Annotated in this window: 12 protein-coding genes; 1 reads left to right on the top strand and 11 read right to left on the bottom strand. The window is 61.7% G+C overall.

Translation table 11 applies throughout. The features are described 5' to 3' along the window. Positions 1 to 286, top strand: a 286-nt coding sequence (locus tag EOINJALH_RS32185; RefSeq protein WP_404872763.1) for a hypothetical protein, incomplete at its 5' end; no start/stop codon positions are given. 13 nt (positions 287 to 299) lie between these two features. Here the strand turns inward: EOINJALH_RS32185 and EOINJALH_RS15070 are convergent. From EOINJALH_RS15070 to EOINJALH_RS15025, 11 genes are all read right to left on the bottom strand, one after another. Beyond that, a complete protein-coding gene (locus EOINJALH_RS15070; RefSeq protein WP_088281389.1) occupies positions 300 to 1,100 on the bottom strand; it encodes a hypothetical protein in 801 nt (266 codons plus the stop codon). A gap of 62 nt (positions 1,101 to 1,162) precedes the next feature. Beyond that, on the bottom strand, positions 1,163 to 2,269 hold the full coding sequence (locus tag EOINJALH_RS15065; protein ID WP_088281387.1) for a polysaccharide deacetylase family protein: 1,107 nt from the start codon (positions 2,267 to 2,269) through the stop codon (positions 1,163 to 1,165). After that, positions 2,266 to 4,461, bottom strand: coding sequence for a protein kinase domain-containing protein (locus tag EOINJALH_RS15060; protein WP_234413858.1), 2,196 nt, complete (start codon positions 4,459 to 4,461; stop codon positions 2,266 to 2,268). Before EOINJALH_RS15060 ends, EOINJALH_RS15065 begins: the two co-directional genes overlap by 4 nt. 229 nt (positions 4,462 to 4,690) lie before the next feature. Continuing rightward, the gene (locus tag EOINJALH_RS15055; protein WP_088281383.1) at positions 4,691 to 5,989 is read right to left on the bottom strand and encodes a TIGR02270 family protein; all 1,299 of its coding nucleotides are present in this window, start codon (positions 5,987 to 5,989) and stop codon (positions 4,691 to 4,693) included. A 523-nt stretch (positions 5,990 to 6,512) separates the two neighbouring features. Beyond that, positions 6,513 to 7,778: a TIGR02270 family protein gene (locus tag EOINJALH_RS15045; RefSeq protein WP_144290042.1), complete on the bottom strand. Its 1,266-nt coding sequence runs from the start codon at positions 7,776 to 7,778 to the stop codon at positions 6,513 to 6,515. Further along, positions 7,775 to 8,557: an SMI1/KNR4 family protein gene (locus EOINJALH_RS31250; RefSeq protein ID WP_144290041.1), complete on the bottom strand. Its 783-nt coding sequence runs from the start codon at positions 8,555 to 8,557 to the stop codon at positions 7,775 to 7,777. Before EOINJALH_RS31250 ends, EOINJALH_RS15045 begins: the two co-directional genes overlap by 4 nt. After that, a complete protein-coding gene (locus tag EOINJALH_RS15040; RefSeq protein ID WP_199873382.1) occupies positions 8,548 to 9,621 on the bottom strand; it encodes a DUF4150 domain-containing protein in 1,074 nt (357 codons plus the stop codon). The genes EOINJALH_RS31250 and EOINJALH_RS15040 overlap by 10 nt, the downstream gene beginning before the upstream one ends. Positions 9,622 to 9,686: 65 nt before the next feature. Continuing rightward, positions 9,687 to 10,736, bottom strand: coding sequence for a hypothetical protein (locus EOINJALH_RS31245; RefSeq protein WP_144290040.1), 1,050 nt, complete (start codon positions 10,734 to 10,736; stop codon positions 9,687 to 9,689). Continuing rightward, on the bottom strand, positions 10,733 to 11,740 hold the full coding sequence (locus EOINJALH_RS15035) for a DUF2169 domain-containing protein (RefSeq protein ID WP_088281375.1): 1,008 nt from the start codon (positions 11,738 to 11,740) through the stop codon (positions 10,733 to 10,735). The genes EOINJALH_RS31245 and EOINJALH_RS15035 overlap by 4 nt, the downstream gene beginning before the upstream one ends. Before the next feature lie 76 nt (positions 11,741 to 11,816). Next, entirely contained in the window at positions 11,817 to 12,368 is a 552-nt protein-coding gene (locus EOINJALH_RS15030) for a DUF6484 domain-containing protein (protein WP_234413856.1), read from the bottom strand. Positions 12,369 to 12,377: 9 nt separating this feature from the next. Further along, entirely contained in the window at positions 12,378 to 14,642 is a 2,265-nt protein-coding gene (locus EOINJALH_RS15025; RefSeq protein ID WP_088281373.1) for a type VI secretion system Vgr family protein, read from the bottom strand. Between the last annotated feature and the right edge of the window lie 4 nt (positions 14,643 to 14,646).

Here is a 14,646-nt window from a genome sequence, read left to right as displayed (position 1 = left end):
GCCAACCCCGGCACCGGTCCCGGCGCCACCGCCACCCGCCGTGTCGGTGCCACCGGCACCCCCAGCGCCGCCGGCAGTCGATCCGGCCAAGGTGGCGGAGCGCGAGCGGCTGGGCAAGGTGGCGGCTGCGACCAAGGCAGCACGGGCAGCCTATGCCCGCCAGGATCTGGTGGCTGCCATCAGCCAATGGGACATCGTGCTGGCGCTCGATCCAGGCAACAAGACCGCCACGATCGAACGTCAGCGGGCCGTTGAACTCAAGGCCAGGCTCGACAAGCTGAAGTGATCGGTGCGGGCGGTCAGCGCGTGCGGCGCTGGAGTTGCTGCAAACGCGCCCGCGCGGCTTCGAGCTTCGGATTGAGCTTCAGGGCTTGCTCTAGATCTGCCACGGCCGCCTCGCGCTGAGACGGGGGCTGAGCGTCGGCCCGCTGCATCAGCAGTTGAGCCAGCAAGAGCTTCGCCTGGGGATCAGGGGCGGCACTGCCCGCTGGTTCGGAGAGCATGGCGATCGCCGCACCGAGTTCACCCTGGCTGGCCATGATGCTGGCGTGCTCGATCAGGTTGCGCTGGCCTGGCGTGGCCACTGCGCGTTCCGGCGCGCGTGATCGAACAACAGGCGCTGCCGCAGCGCCATTGCGCGGAGCCAACCCGGGCGGCTGCGCAAAACGGCCGACCACACTGGCCCGGTTGCGTTCCTTTTCGATCTCGCGCAGCGCGTGTGCAGCCGCCCCATGGGTCGGTTCGACCGCCAAAACCTCGAACCAAGCGCGCTCGGCGCCGTGTGTGTCACCCCGTTGCTGCGCTGCAGTGGCCTTGGCCACGCGCTGGCTGACCGCCTTGTCGATGGCGGCGCGAGCCTCGGCCAGGCGTTCGCGGTAGTCGGTGCGGGAGGGACGAAGGAGGGTCAGCACCTCCCAGGCCAGCGCCGCCTCGGCGAGTCGGCCCTGGCGGGTGTGCTGCTCGGCGTGCTGGCGTTGTTGTGCCTCGAAGTGGTCGATCGAGCGGTCGCCCGTCGGGGCCGGCACCACCGCGGGCAGTGGCACCTGCCCTGCCGCTGGTGGCGCGGTGGCTTCCTGCGTGGCGCAGGCGGACAGGAGCATGGCCGCGCTCACGGTCGCGAACCGTCCCGCCTGCCCCGACAGGCGCCGTGGGGTGGGCCTGGTCATGGCGTCGCCAGATTGCGGTAGGTTTGCAGCCTGGATTTGAACCCGTCGAGGTCCAGATCGCCGAAGATCATCGTACGGCGCAGCAGCAGCGGTTGGGCATTGAACGCATTGCCACCTGGCACGACGGTGGCGGCCAGTTCATAGCCGTTGCGGGCCGCGCTGTCCACCACGGTGGCGTTGGCGTCGCCGAAGGGGTAGGCCATGTGTCGGATTTTGACGCCCGTCAAGCGGCGTTGCAGCACGTCGCGCGGCACGGTCATCTCTGCGTCGAGATTGGCCCGATAGCGGTCTTCGGTTTCCACTGGCAGGCGCTCGATGAGGTTGCGATGGGATTTGGAGTGCGACTGGATGTCGACCAATCCGGAACTCGCCATCTCTTGCAGCTGCGGCCATCGCAGCGCATCGCCGGCGCCAATGAAATCGGAGTAGACGAACAGCGTGGCAGGAAAGCCATACTGCCGCAGCAGCGGGAATGCATGCCGATGCACCGATTCGTAGCCGTCGTCGATGGTGATGACCACCGACTTGGGCGGAAGTGGTTGTTGACCCGACAGAAAGCCCTGCACATCCGCCAAGCGCACCACGTGATAGCCATTGCGTGACAGCCACTCCAGCTGCGACGCAAACCGGGCCGGCGAGATGATCATCTTCGAGTTGCCCGTGCCGAATCGGTGGTAGCACAGGATGGGCACCGTCTGCACCCGATCGGCGGTGACACCCAGCGGGTTGAGCGGACGCAGGGGAATGATCAAGGGGGAACCAGCCTCGACCATGGTGACGCCGTTGGCCTCGGCAAGCATCCAGGCCAGGTCGGCACTGCCCAGAAAGCGGGCGGCGATGCTGCCGAGTTGGTCGCCTGATGCAGGCCGGTAGATCAGGAGCCGATCGTTGCGGCCCAGCACCTGTCCGTTGACGTCGGCCACCACCGGTTGGACGACCGCTGGCACCTGTGGGCCGTCGACCTGCGGGGTCGCAACCGTCACGGGCGGCGTACCGCAGGCCGCCAGCAGCATCGCGGCAAGCCCTGCTGCGGCGGCACGCCCACGGACCCACCCCAGCGGATCGACGCTGCGCAGGGCGCAGCGGCACGCGCGCGGCTTCATGCCGCCGGAGGCGTGCTGCCAGACGACGGCGGTGTGCCGCCGACCGGCGGCATCGTGGCCGTGGCTCCCGGCAAGGTGTTGCCGGTGGCTTGGCTGACCGGGATGTTGAGCGTGTGGCCCACGGTGGACGGTCGTGAGGCAGCATCGCCAGCGGAGGCACGCTCGCGGGCCTGCAATGCAGCGGCCATGGCATCGAACACCTCGTAGAGCTGCCCGAACTCGTCCTTGCGCTTTTCGGCAATGCGGTGGTCGAAACGCCCCTTGGCGATCTCGGCCATCGACTCGCTGAGCAAGCGCACCGGCTTGGCGAACCAGTCGGCCACGAAGTACATTGCGATGGCCACCGCCAACACCGTGACCACCGCGAGGATGATCATCAGCGTGATCGACAGCCGCGCCACCTGGGTGAGCGGCTTCTCCGGGATGCCGAGCGCGACTCGGCCGACCTGCTTGTCCTGGAAGGTGATCGGCGACTCGAAGCCCAGCACCGATTCACCCCCGGCCTCGTAGCGCGTGGCCGCCGTGTTGCCGCCCAGCTTGGCCAGGGTCTCGGCCGCGGCCGGCTTGTAGCTGGCACCGGCCTGGCCGGGCACGCTGGACACCCGCACGATGCCGCCGAGGTCGATGACCACCACGCGCTCGAAGTTGCGCGTCTTCATGATCTCTTGCACCGCCACCTCGACCGAATCCCAGTCTTCGCCGAGGACGGCGGCTGAGTTCTGCGCGGCAATGAACCGGGCCAGCGAGGCACCGTAGTCGCTTACCTGGGCCATCATCGCGGCCTGCTGTCGCTGGGTGATGACGGTGGCGGTGATGCCCATCACCACCGCCACGATCAGGGCCATCGTCACCGCCCACTTGACGCGCAGCGGCACGATGCGCGGCCGGTTCTTGGCCGTGGCCGCCTCGTCGATCTCGTTGAGCACCTTGACCAGCGCCTCGGCCAGTTCGGCGCCGGTCTGGAACCGGTTGGCCTGCTGCTTGGCCAGGCACCGATCGACGGCACGGCGCAGCGCCGCAGGCACGTCGGTGCGCTGCTTGTCGATCGGCGGCGGGTCTTCGTTGGCGATCTTCGTGGCCACCGCGATCAGGCTGTCCCCGCGGAACGGGCGCACGCCGGTGATCATCTGGTACAGCACGATGCCCACCGAGAACAGGTCGGACCGGCCGTCGATCTTGTCGCCCCGGGCCTGCTCGGGCGACATGTACTGCGGCGTGCCCAGGATGTCGCCGACGCGGGTGCGGTCAGTCTGGTCGTCGGTGGGGTCGTCGATGTGGGCGATGCCGAAGTCGGTGACCTTGATCGTGCGGCTGTCGGCCATGCGCATGATGTTGGCCGGCTTGATGTCGCGGTGGACGATGCCCTTGCCGTGCGCATAGTCCAGCGCGCGGGCCAGCTGGATGCCGATGGTGACGACCTCGCGCACCGGCAGCGTCTTCTTTTCTTCCAGTTCCTCGGCCAGCGATTCGCCGGTGAGGAGTTCCATGGCCATGTAAGGGCGGCCATCGATCTCGCCGACGTCGTGCACGATGGCGATGTTGGCGTGGCTCAGCCTACCGGCCGCGCCGGCCTCACGCAGGAAGCGCACGCGGCAGCCTTCGTCTTCGCACAGCGACGCGTGCAGGAACTTGATGGCCACGTCGCGGCCGATGCCCGGGTCGTGAGCCTTGAACACGGTGGCCATGCCGCCGCGCCCCAGGCGCTCGAGGATCTGGTAGCGGCCGACGCGGCGGATGTCCGGCTCGGCCCCGACCGACTTGCCGGGCAGGGTGGCGGGCGGCTGCGCCGGCGTGCCCGGGAGCGTGCCGGTCGACTGGCCCTGTGGGTGCGTCGGCGGCTGGGTGGGGGGCTGCGTGGGCGTGCCGGACAAGGTGCGCGGGAACGCGCCATCGCCAAAGCCCGACGCCGCGGGCGTGCGCGGCGCGATGGAGGTGACGGTGGGCGTCGGCGTGGGGTCGGTCTCCCCTGGGCGAGTGGCCGGGAACTCGGAGGCAGGAAACTCCGACGGCGGCCCGGCATCCTCCAGCGCCCGAGGCATGATCATCGTTGCCTCGTCGTTCGGGGCAGGGGCACTCGAAGCGGGATTGCCCGTCATGATCTGCGTGACGTCGTCGTCCACCGGTGAGGCGGCCGGCTTTGGCGCTGGAGCCGGGCGGCCCGTGAAGGACGAGGGGCGGTCTTTGTCGGTCATGGTGTTCGCGGTGCGCGTGGGGGACAGGCGGCATCCCAGGATGCGTTGCGTTGTCCAATCCCCTTCGGTGTGAAGGTGTGGGGATTGTCCGGCATTGTGGGTGGGCGACGGGGCGGTTTCAAATCGCGAGTGAAGCGGTTTCCCGATGGCCCGGCCCGCGGCTGCCAGGCCGCGGCAGCCTGACCGGCCGGATCCATCCGCGTCGACCCTTTCTGTGCGGCGTGGATCTTCAGGCCGCCGCCGCGCTGACGTTGCCTTGCATGCGGGCCAACAGGCGTTTCTGCCGATGTGTGGGTGCGGCGCAATTGAACAGAACGGCATCGGGCCGACCCAGTCGAAGCAGCAGCGCCGCGGCCAGGCGACGACGTTGCGTGTGTTCTGTCAGCACGTGGAGGCAATGTGCGGCGTCTGGCGTCGCACCTGCGAAGCACCGCACACCCGCAGGAAAACGCGATCCGTTGGCATCCCACCAGGCCTGGACGCGCACGGCATCGGGCCACGGCAGACTCTCGTCCTCATCCAGGGCCACGTTGTCGTCATTCGGGTCTTCGGTGGGACCACCAGTGACCACTTCGGGCGGCTTGCGCTCCAGATCCAGCAAAGCCAGATCTGCCCCCGTGAGAAAGCTGAAGGCCTCGCCGGCCACGCGCGCGTGCACATCGTCGGCCATGTGCTTGATCAGCCAGGGCACCACCTGCACGTCGCCCGCCCAGCCCGCGGCTCGGATCAGCGTGCGTGGTGGCGCACCGTTCTTCGAGAGCAGGCGGACCAGATCTCGTGCTTCACCTAGCGGCGCGGAAAGCAGCGCCCAGCGCAGCGCCGGCAACGCACGGGCGTCGTCGGGCGGCAGCAGTGCCAACTCGCGCAGCACGGGCCGGGCAGCGGCGGGGTCTCCGAGCACCAACATGGCCTGCGCGCAGGTGAGCCGATGCGACCCCTGAGCCTGCTTCAGATCATCGGCGCAGGCGGCGAGCAGGTCGGCGCGCCCCAGTTTGGCCGCGGCCTGGACCGCCTGGTCGCGCAGCCGTGCGTCGTCGTGTTTCATCGCCGACATCAGCGTGACGCCCGGGTCGACACCGTGCAAAGCACAGGCCGCGACGCCCAACCAGCGTTCGGCGGGCGATTTGCCCGCCAACAGGGGGGCCGTCAAACCCCTCAGCAGGTCGGCCGACACCCAACCGAACGCGGACGCCAGTGCGCGGGCCGTGTCGGGAATCTCGTCCATCAAGGCCAGCAGGCGGCCGATCTGGGCGCTGTCTCGCCGCTCGATGGCCCCGACCGCGGCCACGAACAACTGCCCGACCCCCGGCACGTCCAGCGCCTGTTGCACCATGGCGGCGCCTGCGTCGCCGGCCACGGTGATGCCGTCCAGGTGCGCCAGCAGGCGCTCATCGGTGCGGCCCAGGTGAAGTAGCTTCACATGTGGTGCGCGAACGAACACTGACCGGACAGAACGCAGCGAGGCAGCGTCCTCTATGTGCTGCGAAACTACTGTGGGGATGATGGGGCGGGCGAGGCGATCTGGCATATCACGCGATCACTGAGAGCACCGGAGTGTGGAACTGCTGGCTCCTGAGCGACGTGTCCGAAGGTCACTGCCATGCAGCCCTGCAGAATCGGTTGCAGGCCTTGCGGCTGCCGTCAAGGGCGTGGCAAGTTCAGGCTGCCAGGGTCAAACCAGGGTATCCCTCGCATCCGGGGGCGCAGAACTTCCTGAAATCGCGATAGTGCACGTACAGCGACACCACCCCATGCTGGCTCAGCACCGCAGCCAGATGAGCGAGTGGCGCAACGATGGTGCTCACCTCGATGGCAAGAGGCAAGACCCGCCCCCGGAATCCGACGACAAGGCATTCAGCCATACGCCGCAGCCTCCACCGCAGCAATCACCCGGCTGACCCGCGACACCGACAGCCCCGCAGCCTGCGCCAGCGCCGGTTCGGTCGTGGGCGTGCCACTGGGAACTACAGTCCGGCGTCGACCGTGGTTGAGTCCGTCAACCGGATCCTCGCCCAACATGACTGGGGAGTGGCTTGCTGATATCGGGTCCATCACAGTTGCTCAATGGCTCTGATCTGGCGCCATACCGGCGCCGCTGTGCTGAACAGCGGTCGCCCAGGCGCCATCAAACATAGTTGCCTGGCCGCCGCAGACCGCTGATGCTGGCGACCGAAGCTCAACGTACTGACCAACCCGTGCCATGAGGGTGCGCTCCCCATGAAGTGTCGGATTCCTGGCGTGAATTGGTGAGCAGCAGCCGTCCACCAAGCCTGAACGGCACTCTGATTCGGCCAGGGCAAGCCTTCATCCGGATCCATCGCAACATAGGCATCGTCGGGGTCATCGGACGGTCCGAATGACTCACCAATCGGCGCTGCGCCAACAAGTTCGCTATTGTCGATCTCTGCGCCTGTGATCTGCGCGAACGAATCGCCTGCGATCCTTGCCAAAAGCGGGTCGCGCATGCAGGTGACTAGCGGTTGGACCGCCGCGCAATCGCCAACGTACGCTGAGCCTTCTATCCATTGCCGAGGCGATTGCTGGCTTGCTTGGAGTCGCCGAAGCACTTCATTGCCCGAGACCGTGTGTGAGACTTGGAGCAACAGCGGCAGGTTGTGACAATCCTGGATTTTAGGATCGAAAGCGAGGAGTTCCAAGGCGTCCACCGCACCCAGCCGATCACCGAGCATCACGGCCGATCGCGCGGCTTGCCCGCACACGGCGACGTCCTCATCGTCGAGTGCGGCAAGGCAGTTGGCCAGTAGATCCTTGCGACCAAGGTGCCCCGCCGCTCGAAGAGCAGTGGTGCGCACAGGTGCGCTTGAATCCGACGTCAACCTGGATAGCGAAGGTCCAGGGTCGACCCGATGCGCGTCGAATGCCTCAATGGCAATCCATCTGGCATAGTCGTCATCGCTGGCCAGCATATCCCTTGCGAACGGGGCGACATAATGCCACTCAGCCCACTCGAATGCAGCGAGCAGTCCAGACGATGTGTCAGGAATAGCGCGGGCAATCGCTAACATGCTTTCAAGCCGATCGCCATCTTGCGCTTCAAGAGCAAGCACGGTCATTGTGAAGATCAGTCCGCCGGACGGCGATTCGAGGGCCTCATCGCAGAGCGCCCAACCAGTCTTTCCAGAACGACAGAGTCCAGAGAAGTGCGCGCGAAGTCTGCGGTCCACAGCGACAAATTGACCCAATCGGGCAACTCTACCTTTGACTGACGTCATTCGATTCGCCGCCAAGACGGTCGAATCGTCGACGTGTTGTTGCAGCACGGCAAGGACCTGCATGCTGGTCTTTTTGACAGTCACTCAAGAGTTTCTTCGTGCTGAGCCGACGGTGGCTTGATCAATTCAGCACCATCAATATTTCTCAACAGGTGGGGTGTCTCATTCTTGACATCAGCAATCGAATCAGAGCTAAGGCGTATGGTTACGAAGGAAGTCAGATCGTCCATTTCGATAAGCGCCGATGTCTGACCTTTGATCAAACAGGACACTCTTGCCATCGCACCAACCGCGCTCGAAAACCCTAACCTGCTCAGAAGTCCGTCGACCTCCGCCTTCAGTGTAAGGCCGTCGCCGCCTGACTCGTACTTGCAGAAGACAAGCGACGAGTATCGCTTCGGAGAAACGTCGATCCGTCGGAATGCTTGGCTGATGACCGTTTCGGCGAAGGATAAACCAGTTGTGCATGTCTCCATTGATATTTCAGCGCCAGATTCACATTCCAGCATCTCGGCATCATCACTGCCAACGGCGGAAAGCGGGATGAACTTGTTCATCAACCCAAGCGCTGAAGGGTCATTTTCATACGACACCATGAAGAATAATGCGGCCGCGCCGTCTTCATCCTCGAACTGCTCGGTGAGTTCACTAAATGAGTGGGTCTGGGTGTCACCAAAGGGATACAGTGGTCCGCTGTCCTCGCCCATTGTCGAAAGAAAATCAACATAGATGTTCGGGAATTTGATTCGATGCTTTGTTTCAAATGCCGCAATCTCCTCAGTCGGCACGCCACGAAATGTATCTGTGAGTGCAGGAATTCGATCATTCAGGTACGTTAAGAACAACTGCCAGATTACTTGCATGTTCGCTCCGGGCACATCGTAAGAAAGAGGAGGTCCTGACAGGTTTGGCAGGAAGCCACTGTGTTTCCCCACGGTGAAAACTCAGAAACCTGAGTGCCGAACATTCGTGCTTGCTGTCTTAAGCCCTCCACCTTCCAATCATAGTCATGCCCCCATTCGCCCGTTGGGGCGAAGAACATCTCGGTCATTTCAACCGGTGCGTGTCCGCTCTTAGCCAAGAGATGAGCTCCGGCACAAATGCCCATGTGGCTGTACCGCTTGTCACCGTTAGCAATGCGGTCGGCGGCGCTCTTCCAGGCCTTTTCCACGGCCGCCTTCTTTATGTCATTGGACACAGCGGAGGTATTTGCTGATACAAAATCATCCGGAGTCCGTCTTCCTCCACCCACCACAGCACAGCCGTTTGCTTCCGCGATGGTCTTGAACCCATCTAGTATGTAGGTGCCTGACATTGCGGCGAAAAGTTTAGGCGGTTGATGTTTACATGCCATGACACCGACCATGTATCCGCTCCATCCTTTTCGCTTGCCCATCTGTTGCTTGGCATACAGGTTCTTTTGAGCATCCGAACCATTGCGAAAAGCCTCTTTCAAGTCAGCAACTATTTTTGCACACGTCTTAGCACTGCTGGCCGTTTCAATTATCTTGTGATCGCCAGAATCCCTTTTACATATTGGACATGGATCATCGAAATCATCGGCATATGCAACTCCTGTACCACCTTGATCAATGAAGGAGGTATTGAACGTGTTGCCATTGTGAAATGCGGTGTCAAGGAATCTTACAACGCTCTTTCCCTCTGCCTTGACGTCAAGGCTCCCCATCTTCCACGTGACTGTTCCCTTGAACTTGCTTGATATCAGACCGCCTGCACTTCCAGGTTCATCTCCTGTACTCGTGGAAATCTTGGAGGACACGTTTGCGACAGGATTTCCCTCAATCTTGACTGTTTCGGCACCGTCTGTGATGTTGCTGTCCATTGCAACGTTGATGTATGGTATCGGTATCGGACCTCCGGGGGAGGGTGTCTTGCAAACATCAGGAACCGCACAGACATGGGTCATTCCGTGGCCCTTGTGAAGCACGCTGCGCCCGTTGGCATCTACCGGGGTTCCCATGACCTAATCCTTCAATTTGCGAGAGAGTTCGCGATCGAATCGTCCATCCAGGCGCTCGGCGAACCCGCAACGATCGCGGCGCCTTGCACTCCGTTGTCTGACTCACTGTATATCAACGCACGACCGGGGATTCCCGGCTTCGTGGTGGCCAAGAGATACCGGGCAAAAGAAAGGCCAAGTACCCCTGCAGCAGCGCCGGTGTCACCGACGCAATCTGCGGTCAGATCTACGGTCAATGGTTCTGGCATAATTTCAGTCTCCCGCAAGTACGCATGTGCAAAGCTTCGGCCAAAATATCCCTCGCCACTGTGCGCGGCTATAACACGATCAACTTTCGTTGAGCCCCACTCTCGAAACGATCGAAAGATCGCAGCAAGACCATCGCCTGACACCTTTTGAGTTTGATCGAACGGCTGAGACTGGTGCCTGAACACCGCTTCGATCGTGAGGCTTGTACTGGGGTTCGAGCTGGGTTCGTCAAATTGTGCAAGGAGGGCGAACGCAGAGGCTTCACCGGGTATCGTGCCTTCTGAATGTGGTCCCAAAATTCTCTCAGCGGCAATCAAACCCTGTATCGTATTGGCTGCACACAAACTGTCGATGCCGCCTACGACGATGTGCCGATGGACACCCCGCTCGATCAGTCTCATCGCATCGGCGATCGCCACAAATGTGCTCGCACGTCCGTAAGGATAGTCTGCCGCTTTTGGATGCAACTCTGGAAACCTTTCAAGCGCTTGCTGGATTTGGTTTCGCTCTTTCAGGGTGATATCGGATGGCAGTCCGAGCATTACTGGCACTCGCGATAATCGCAAGCCTTTCAAAAGAGTTTGCAGATCAAGGATGCCGAAATTCGCAAGTTGAGCGAGTCGCTCACCACGCGGTAGGTGCTTATGCAACAACGCACCCGCGCTGACTGCGGTGCCATATGCGGACTTCAACCCCGTGTCTGAGAAGTTGCTGAGCCCTGCACCCATGGCTGCAAGGGTGGCTGGCAGCGTATATCCTAAGGAACTGCAACCGCCAAATCCGATGATTTCGATACCGACAGCCTTCGTCACAGAATTGCCATTCCTAAGGGTTCGGAGGCGAACTGGATGACGGTTTTTCTGTGTTTGACCAGAGACAACGGCGCTAATACCGCGGCCCGGTAATAAATTGTCAGTCGAAGATCATTGCATTCGATTAATACGCCGTCTAGGGTGCTCGTCGTCGAAATCGCTCGATTTGCAAAATGATTGACAATTGAAAATCTCAGCGTAGGCAGAACAAACTGCAACCTTCCGTCGGGATGGAAGCCATCCAATACCACCAATTCACCGCCGGTTAAATGCGGCGTGGCTCGAAGGTATGGAGGCGCAGCACAAAAGAATTCCGGATTGAAATCATCTGGCCATAGTGGGGCGCGGCTGCGCTGCCAAGTAGATCCATATGACCCTGCCAAACGAAGCCTCGGCTCCCAATGGCGAGCAATCGCACCCACTCCAATCGGCTGAGGTCGATCAGAGAGTTGTGTGAGAAGGTCGTCGGGATCTTCGATGTTGGGTACTGGCTTGCCTATCGCTGCATCCACGTCAGTTTCAAATCCACAACCGATCGGATTGCGTGGCTCGAATGCCGGCGAGTATGGGGAAGAGTTTTTGGCCACGCCACCGAATGCACGCTCCCACCTGAGTGGCATTCGCGTGAACTTGGCCGGTGAAGATGGCTTGGCACCGAACGGGATAGCGCGTTGCCAAGTTCGATCGCCGTATACATTCATTGAAAGCGCAATTGAAGTGCCGACGCGAATGTGCATTCTCATCTCTGTCACCGGATTGCCATGCGGTGCGCAAGCGTCGCCAATCAGGTAGATATCAGTCGCTGGTTTGAAGTACGCGCACTGACCATCAAGCTTCATGCTGCTAGCGCCCGGTTCACCAAAATATTCATCCGAGAACGGCGGTGGTTCCTGGACTGAACACGGGCTCAAATGAGTAACCGGATGAGCCGGATGTGGAATATGAAACTGTGCAGATACCACCGCCAACATCAAATCTCGACCGTTACGGTCGGACGAAGGCATGGCCTGTGCGCTGAAGGGCGTCCGATTTTCGCAATTTGCCACTGATTCGTTCCTGCCGTGTATGGAAGTGCAACAATCAGTTGATCTGAACAGACCCGCCTTTGATGCGCAGAACACCTGCAGACACACTCGAAACGTATTCGCCCTTCACTACGACCTTTCCTTCTTTGGTCAGTGTGATGCTGGCTTTACCGCATCGAAGCACCAATCTTTCTTTAGCCGTGAGAACGACGCGTTCACCATCTACGTCTGCGTCAATCGCTTGCGAATCGATCGAAAGTGAGGTACGGTTCACATCGACAAGGCAGCCGACAGCGATGGGTCTAAACGGATCGCCGTTCTCGAACATCAACACCAACTGCCTGCCGACATGACTGCCGGACAATTCAATGGTTGCTCGCGCTTCCATGGGCGCACTTGGTGGTTGTCCGTCAAAAGCTACCAGTGGCACGCTGCCGTGCTCGGAGAACCCGATCAGTCTGCCAATGCGCACGCCGTCGATTCGGACAAATGTGTCATTCGAGCCATTTGATTCAAGTGGCTTGGCCAGAAGTAGGGCGAGGGTGTCGAGTTCGGTCGCGGCGCCATCGCCAGTGGCTAGAACCACCGTGTTTCCGATTTCGTTCATGTTCGCCATTCAGTTCTGAAGAATCTTCGAGCCCTTCATCACAATATCGCTACTCGCCTTCACGTTCACCTTGCCAGATCCACTGATCGTGATGTCTTTACCTTTGACGGATATGGTTCCGTCCTTCTTCATCGTGATGCTGGCGCTCCCCGTCTTGATGGTTATGGAGTCTCCCGCGTCCAGCACTAGGTTCTTTCCAATCTTCACCGAGTCGTCGTCACCGACGGAGGCGCTGCGGCCCTTGCTGATAGTGGCGCTCTGTGCACCACCAATGGTAAGCGTGCGATTCCCGCCAACGTTGATAGTTTGCTGTGCGCCAACGCTGTTGCTTTGATTCGCACCAACGCTTGTGGACTGGTTCGCTCCAACGGTGATGCTTTGTGCCGCACCAACCGCCACAATTTGCGCGGCGCCAACTGTAATTTCTTGGGCTGCACCAATTGCGATCGTCTCATTGACGCCGACCGTGTGCGTGCGCTGGAGCGCAACGGTTGCGGATTCACTGGCGCCAACCGAAATACTGCGATTCGCACCAATTTCAATCGTTTCGTTGGCGCCCACATCCTCGGCTCGGTTGACACCGATGCTGATCTTCTCGTTGTTGTCCACCCGCTCCTTCCGATCGTGGTGGATCGTGATCGTCTCGTCGTTGTCCACCGTCTCGGTGCGATCGTGCTTCACATGCACGGTCTCGTCGTGGTCGATGGTCTTGGTGCGGTCATGCCCCACCCAGTGCGTCTCGTCGTTCTCGACCTCGATGTCCTGGTTCTTCTCGGCGTGCAGCCAGACCTGTTCGCTGCCTTTCTTGTCCTCGAAGCGCAGCGCGTTGGCGTTGCTGTACGAACCGCCCTTGCTGGAGCGTGACAGCACGCCGGATTGCGTGGCATTGGCCGGCAGTTCCCAGGGCGGCATCTGCTCGGCGTTGTAGACGCGGCCGGTGATCAACGGCTGGTCGGGGTCGCCTTCGAGGAAGTCGACCACCACCTCCTGGCCCATGCGGGGGATCTGGATGAAACCGAAGCTCTTGCCGGCCCAGGGCGACGACACGCGCACCCAGCACGAACTCTTCTCGTCGTTGCCGCCCAGGCGGTCCCAATGGAACTGCACCTTCACGCGGCTGTACTTGTCGGTGAAGATCTCTTCACCCGAGGGCCCGACGACCACGGCAGTCTGGGGGCCCTGCACAAAGGGCTTTGGCGTGCGCCGCATCGGGCGGAAGGTTTGCGAACTGGGCATGGCGCCGAAGCTGCACTGGAAGTCGCCGGCGGCATTGCCGGATTCCTCGGCGTTGGCCTGGGCCACGATGCTGGTCTGCGTGCAAAGGTACTCGGCGTTCTGGTCGTCGCGGGGGTGGCCCTCCAGCGTGAACAGGTGGCCCACGGTCATGCCGTGGGCGTTGGTCGAGCCGCTCAGTTGCTCGTGCCGGGACTGCAGTTCGTCGATGCGGTTGTCCGACAGTTGCTGGCCATCCGCCTTCTGCGTGTAGTCACCCTGGAAGTCGAACTGTTCGTGGTCGGCCTGGTCGTGCTGCCGCTGCAGCATCGCCTCGACGTACAGCTTGGTCGACGGCCGCTCGAAGTCGTAGCTGGTCATCGATGCCTTGCCGGTTTCCACGCTGCGCGAGAAGTTCCAGCCCGAGATGTACTCGGTGTCGGGCGGCACCTGCCCGGCATTGGCGTAGTAGGGCAGGGTGTCGTAGCCCTTGACGGTGGTGTGCGCAGCGATGCTGTCCACCAGGATCAGCCTGTGGTCGCCGTCGGTGTGCTCAAAATACCAGTAGATGCCTTCATCCTCGAGCAGCCGGGCAACGAAGTTGAAATCGGTTTCGCGGTACTGCACGCAATACACGCGCTTGCGGTACTGGCGGTTCAGCTTGAACTCGAACTTGGCCACCGCGGCGTGGTCAGCGAAGACCGTCTCGACGATCTCCTGGACGGTCTGCTCCTGGAAGATGCGGCAATCGGCCGTGCGGGTCAGGAACCACAGCCACGGCCGCACTGTGGCCTCGTAGCCCGAATATCGGCCCTGGTGGCGGCCGAAGCCAAACCGGGTGACGTAACCGTTGATGTGGCGCTTGACGCCATCGCGCAGTTCGATCGCCACGTTCACCGATTGCCCGAGCAACTTCTCGGCCGTGATGTCCGACTCGGGGCTGATCATCTGCAGCCGCATCTCTTCGAGCGTGCTCAGTCCGGCCGTGTGCGACATCGACGCGAAGCGAAGCTCTGCCGGAGGCAGCGGGGACGTCAGCGAGAAGGGCGGTGTGATGGCCATTGGG

Origin of the sequence: Ideonella sp. A 288, from assembly GCF_002198735.1 — a bacterium.
GTDB lineage: Bacteria > Pseudomonadota > Gammaproteobacteria > Burkholderiales > Burkholderiaceae_C > Pseudaquabacterium.
This window is presented reverse-complemented; position numbering and strand designations above follow the sequence as displayed.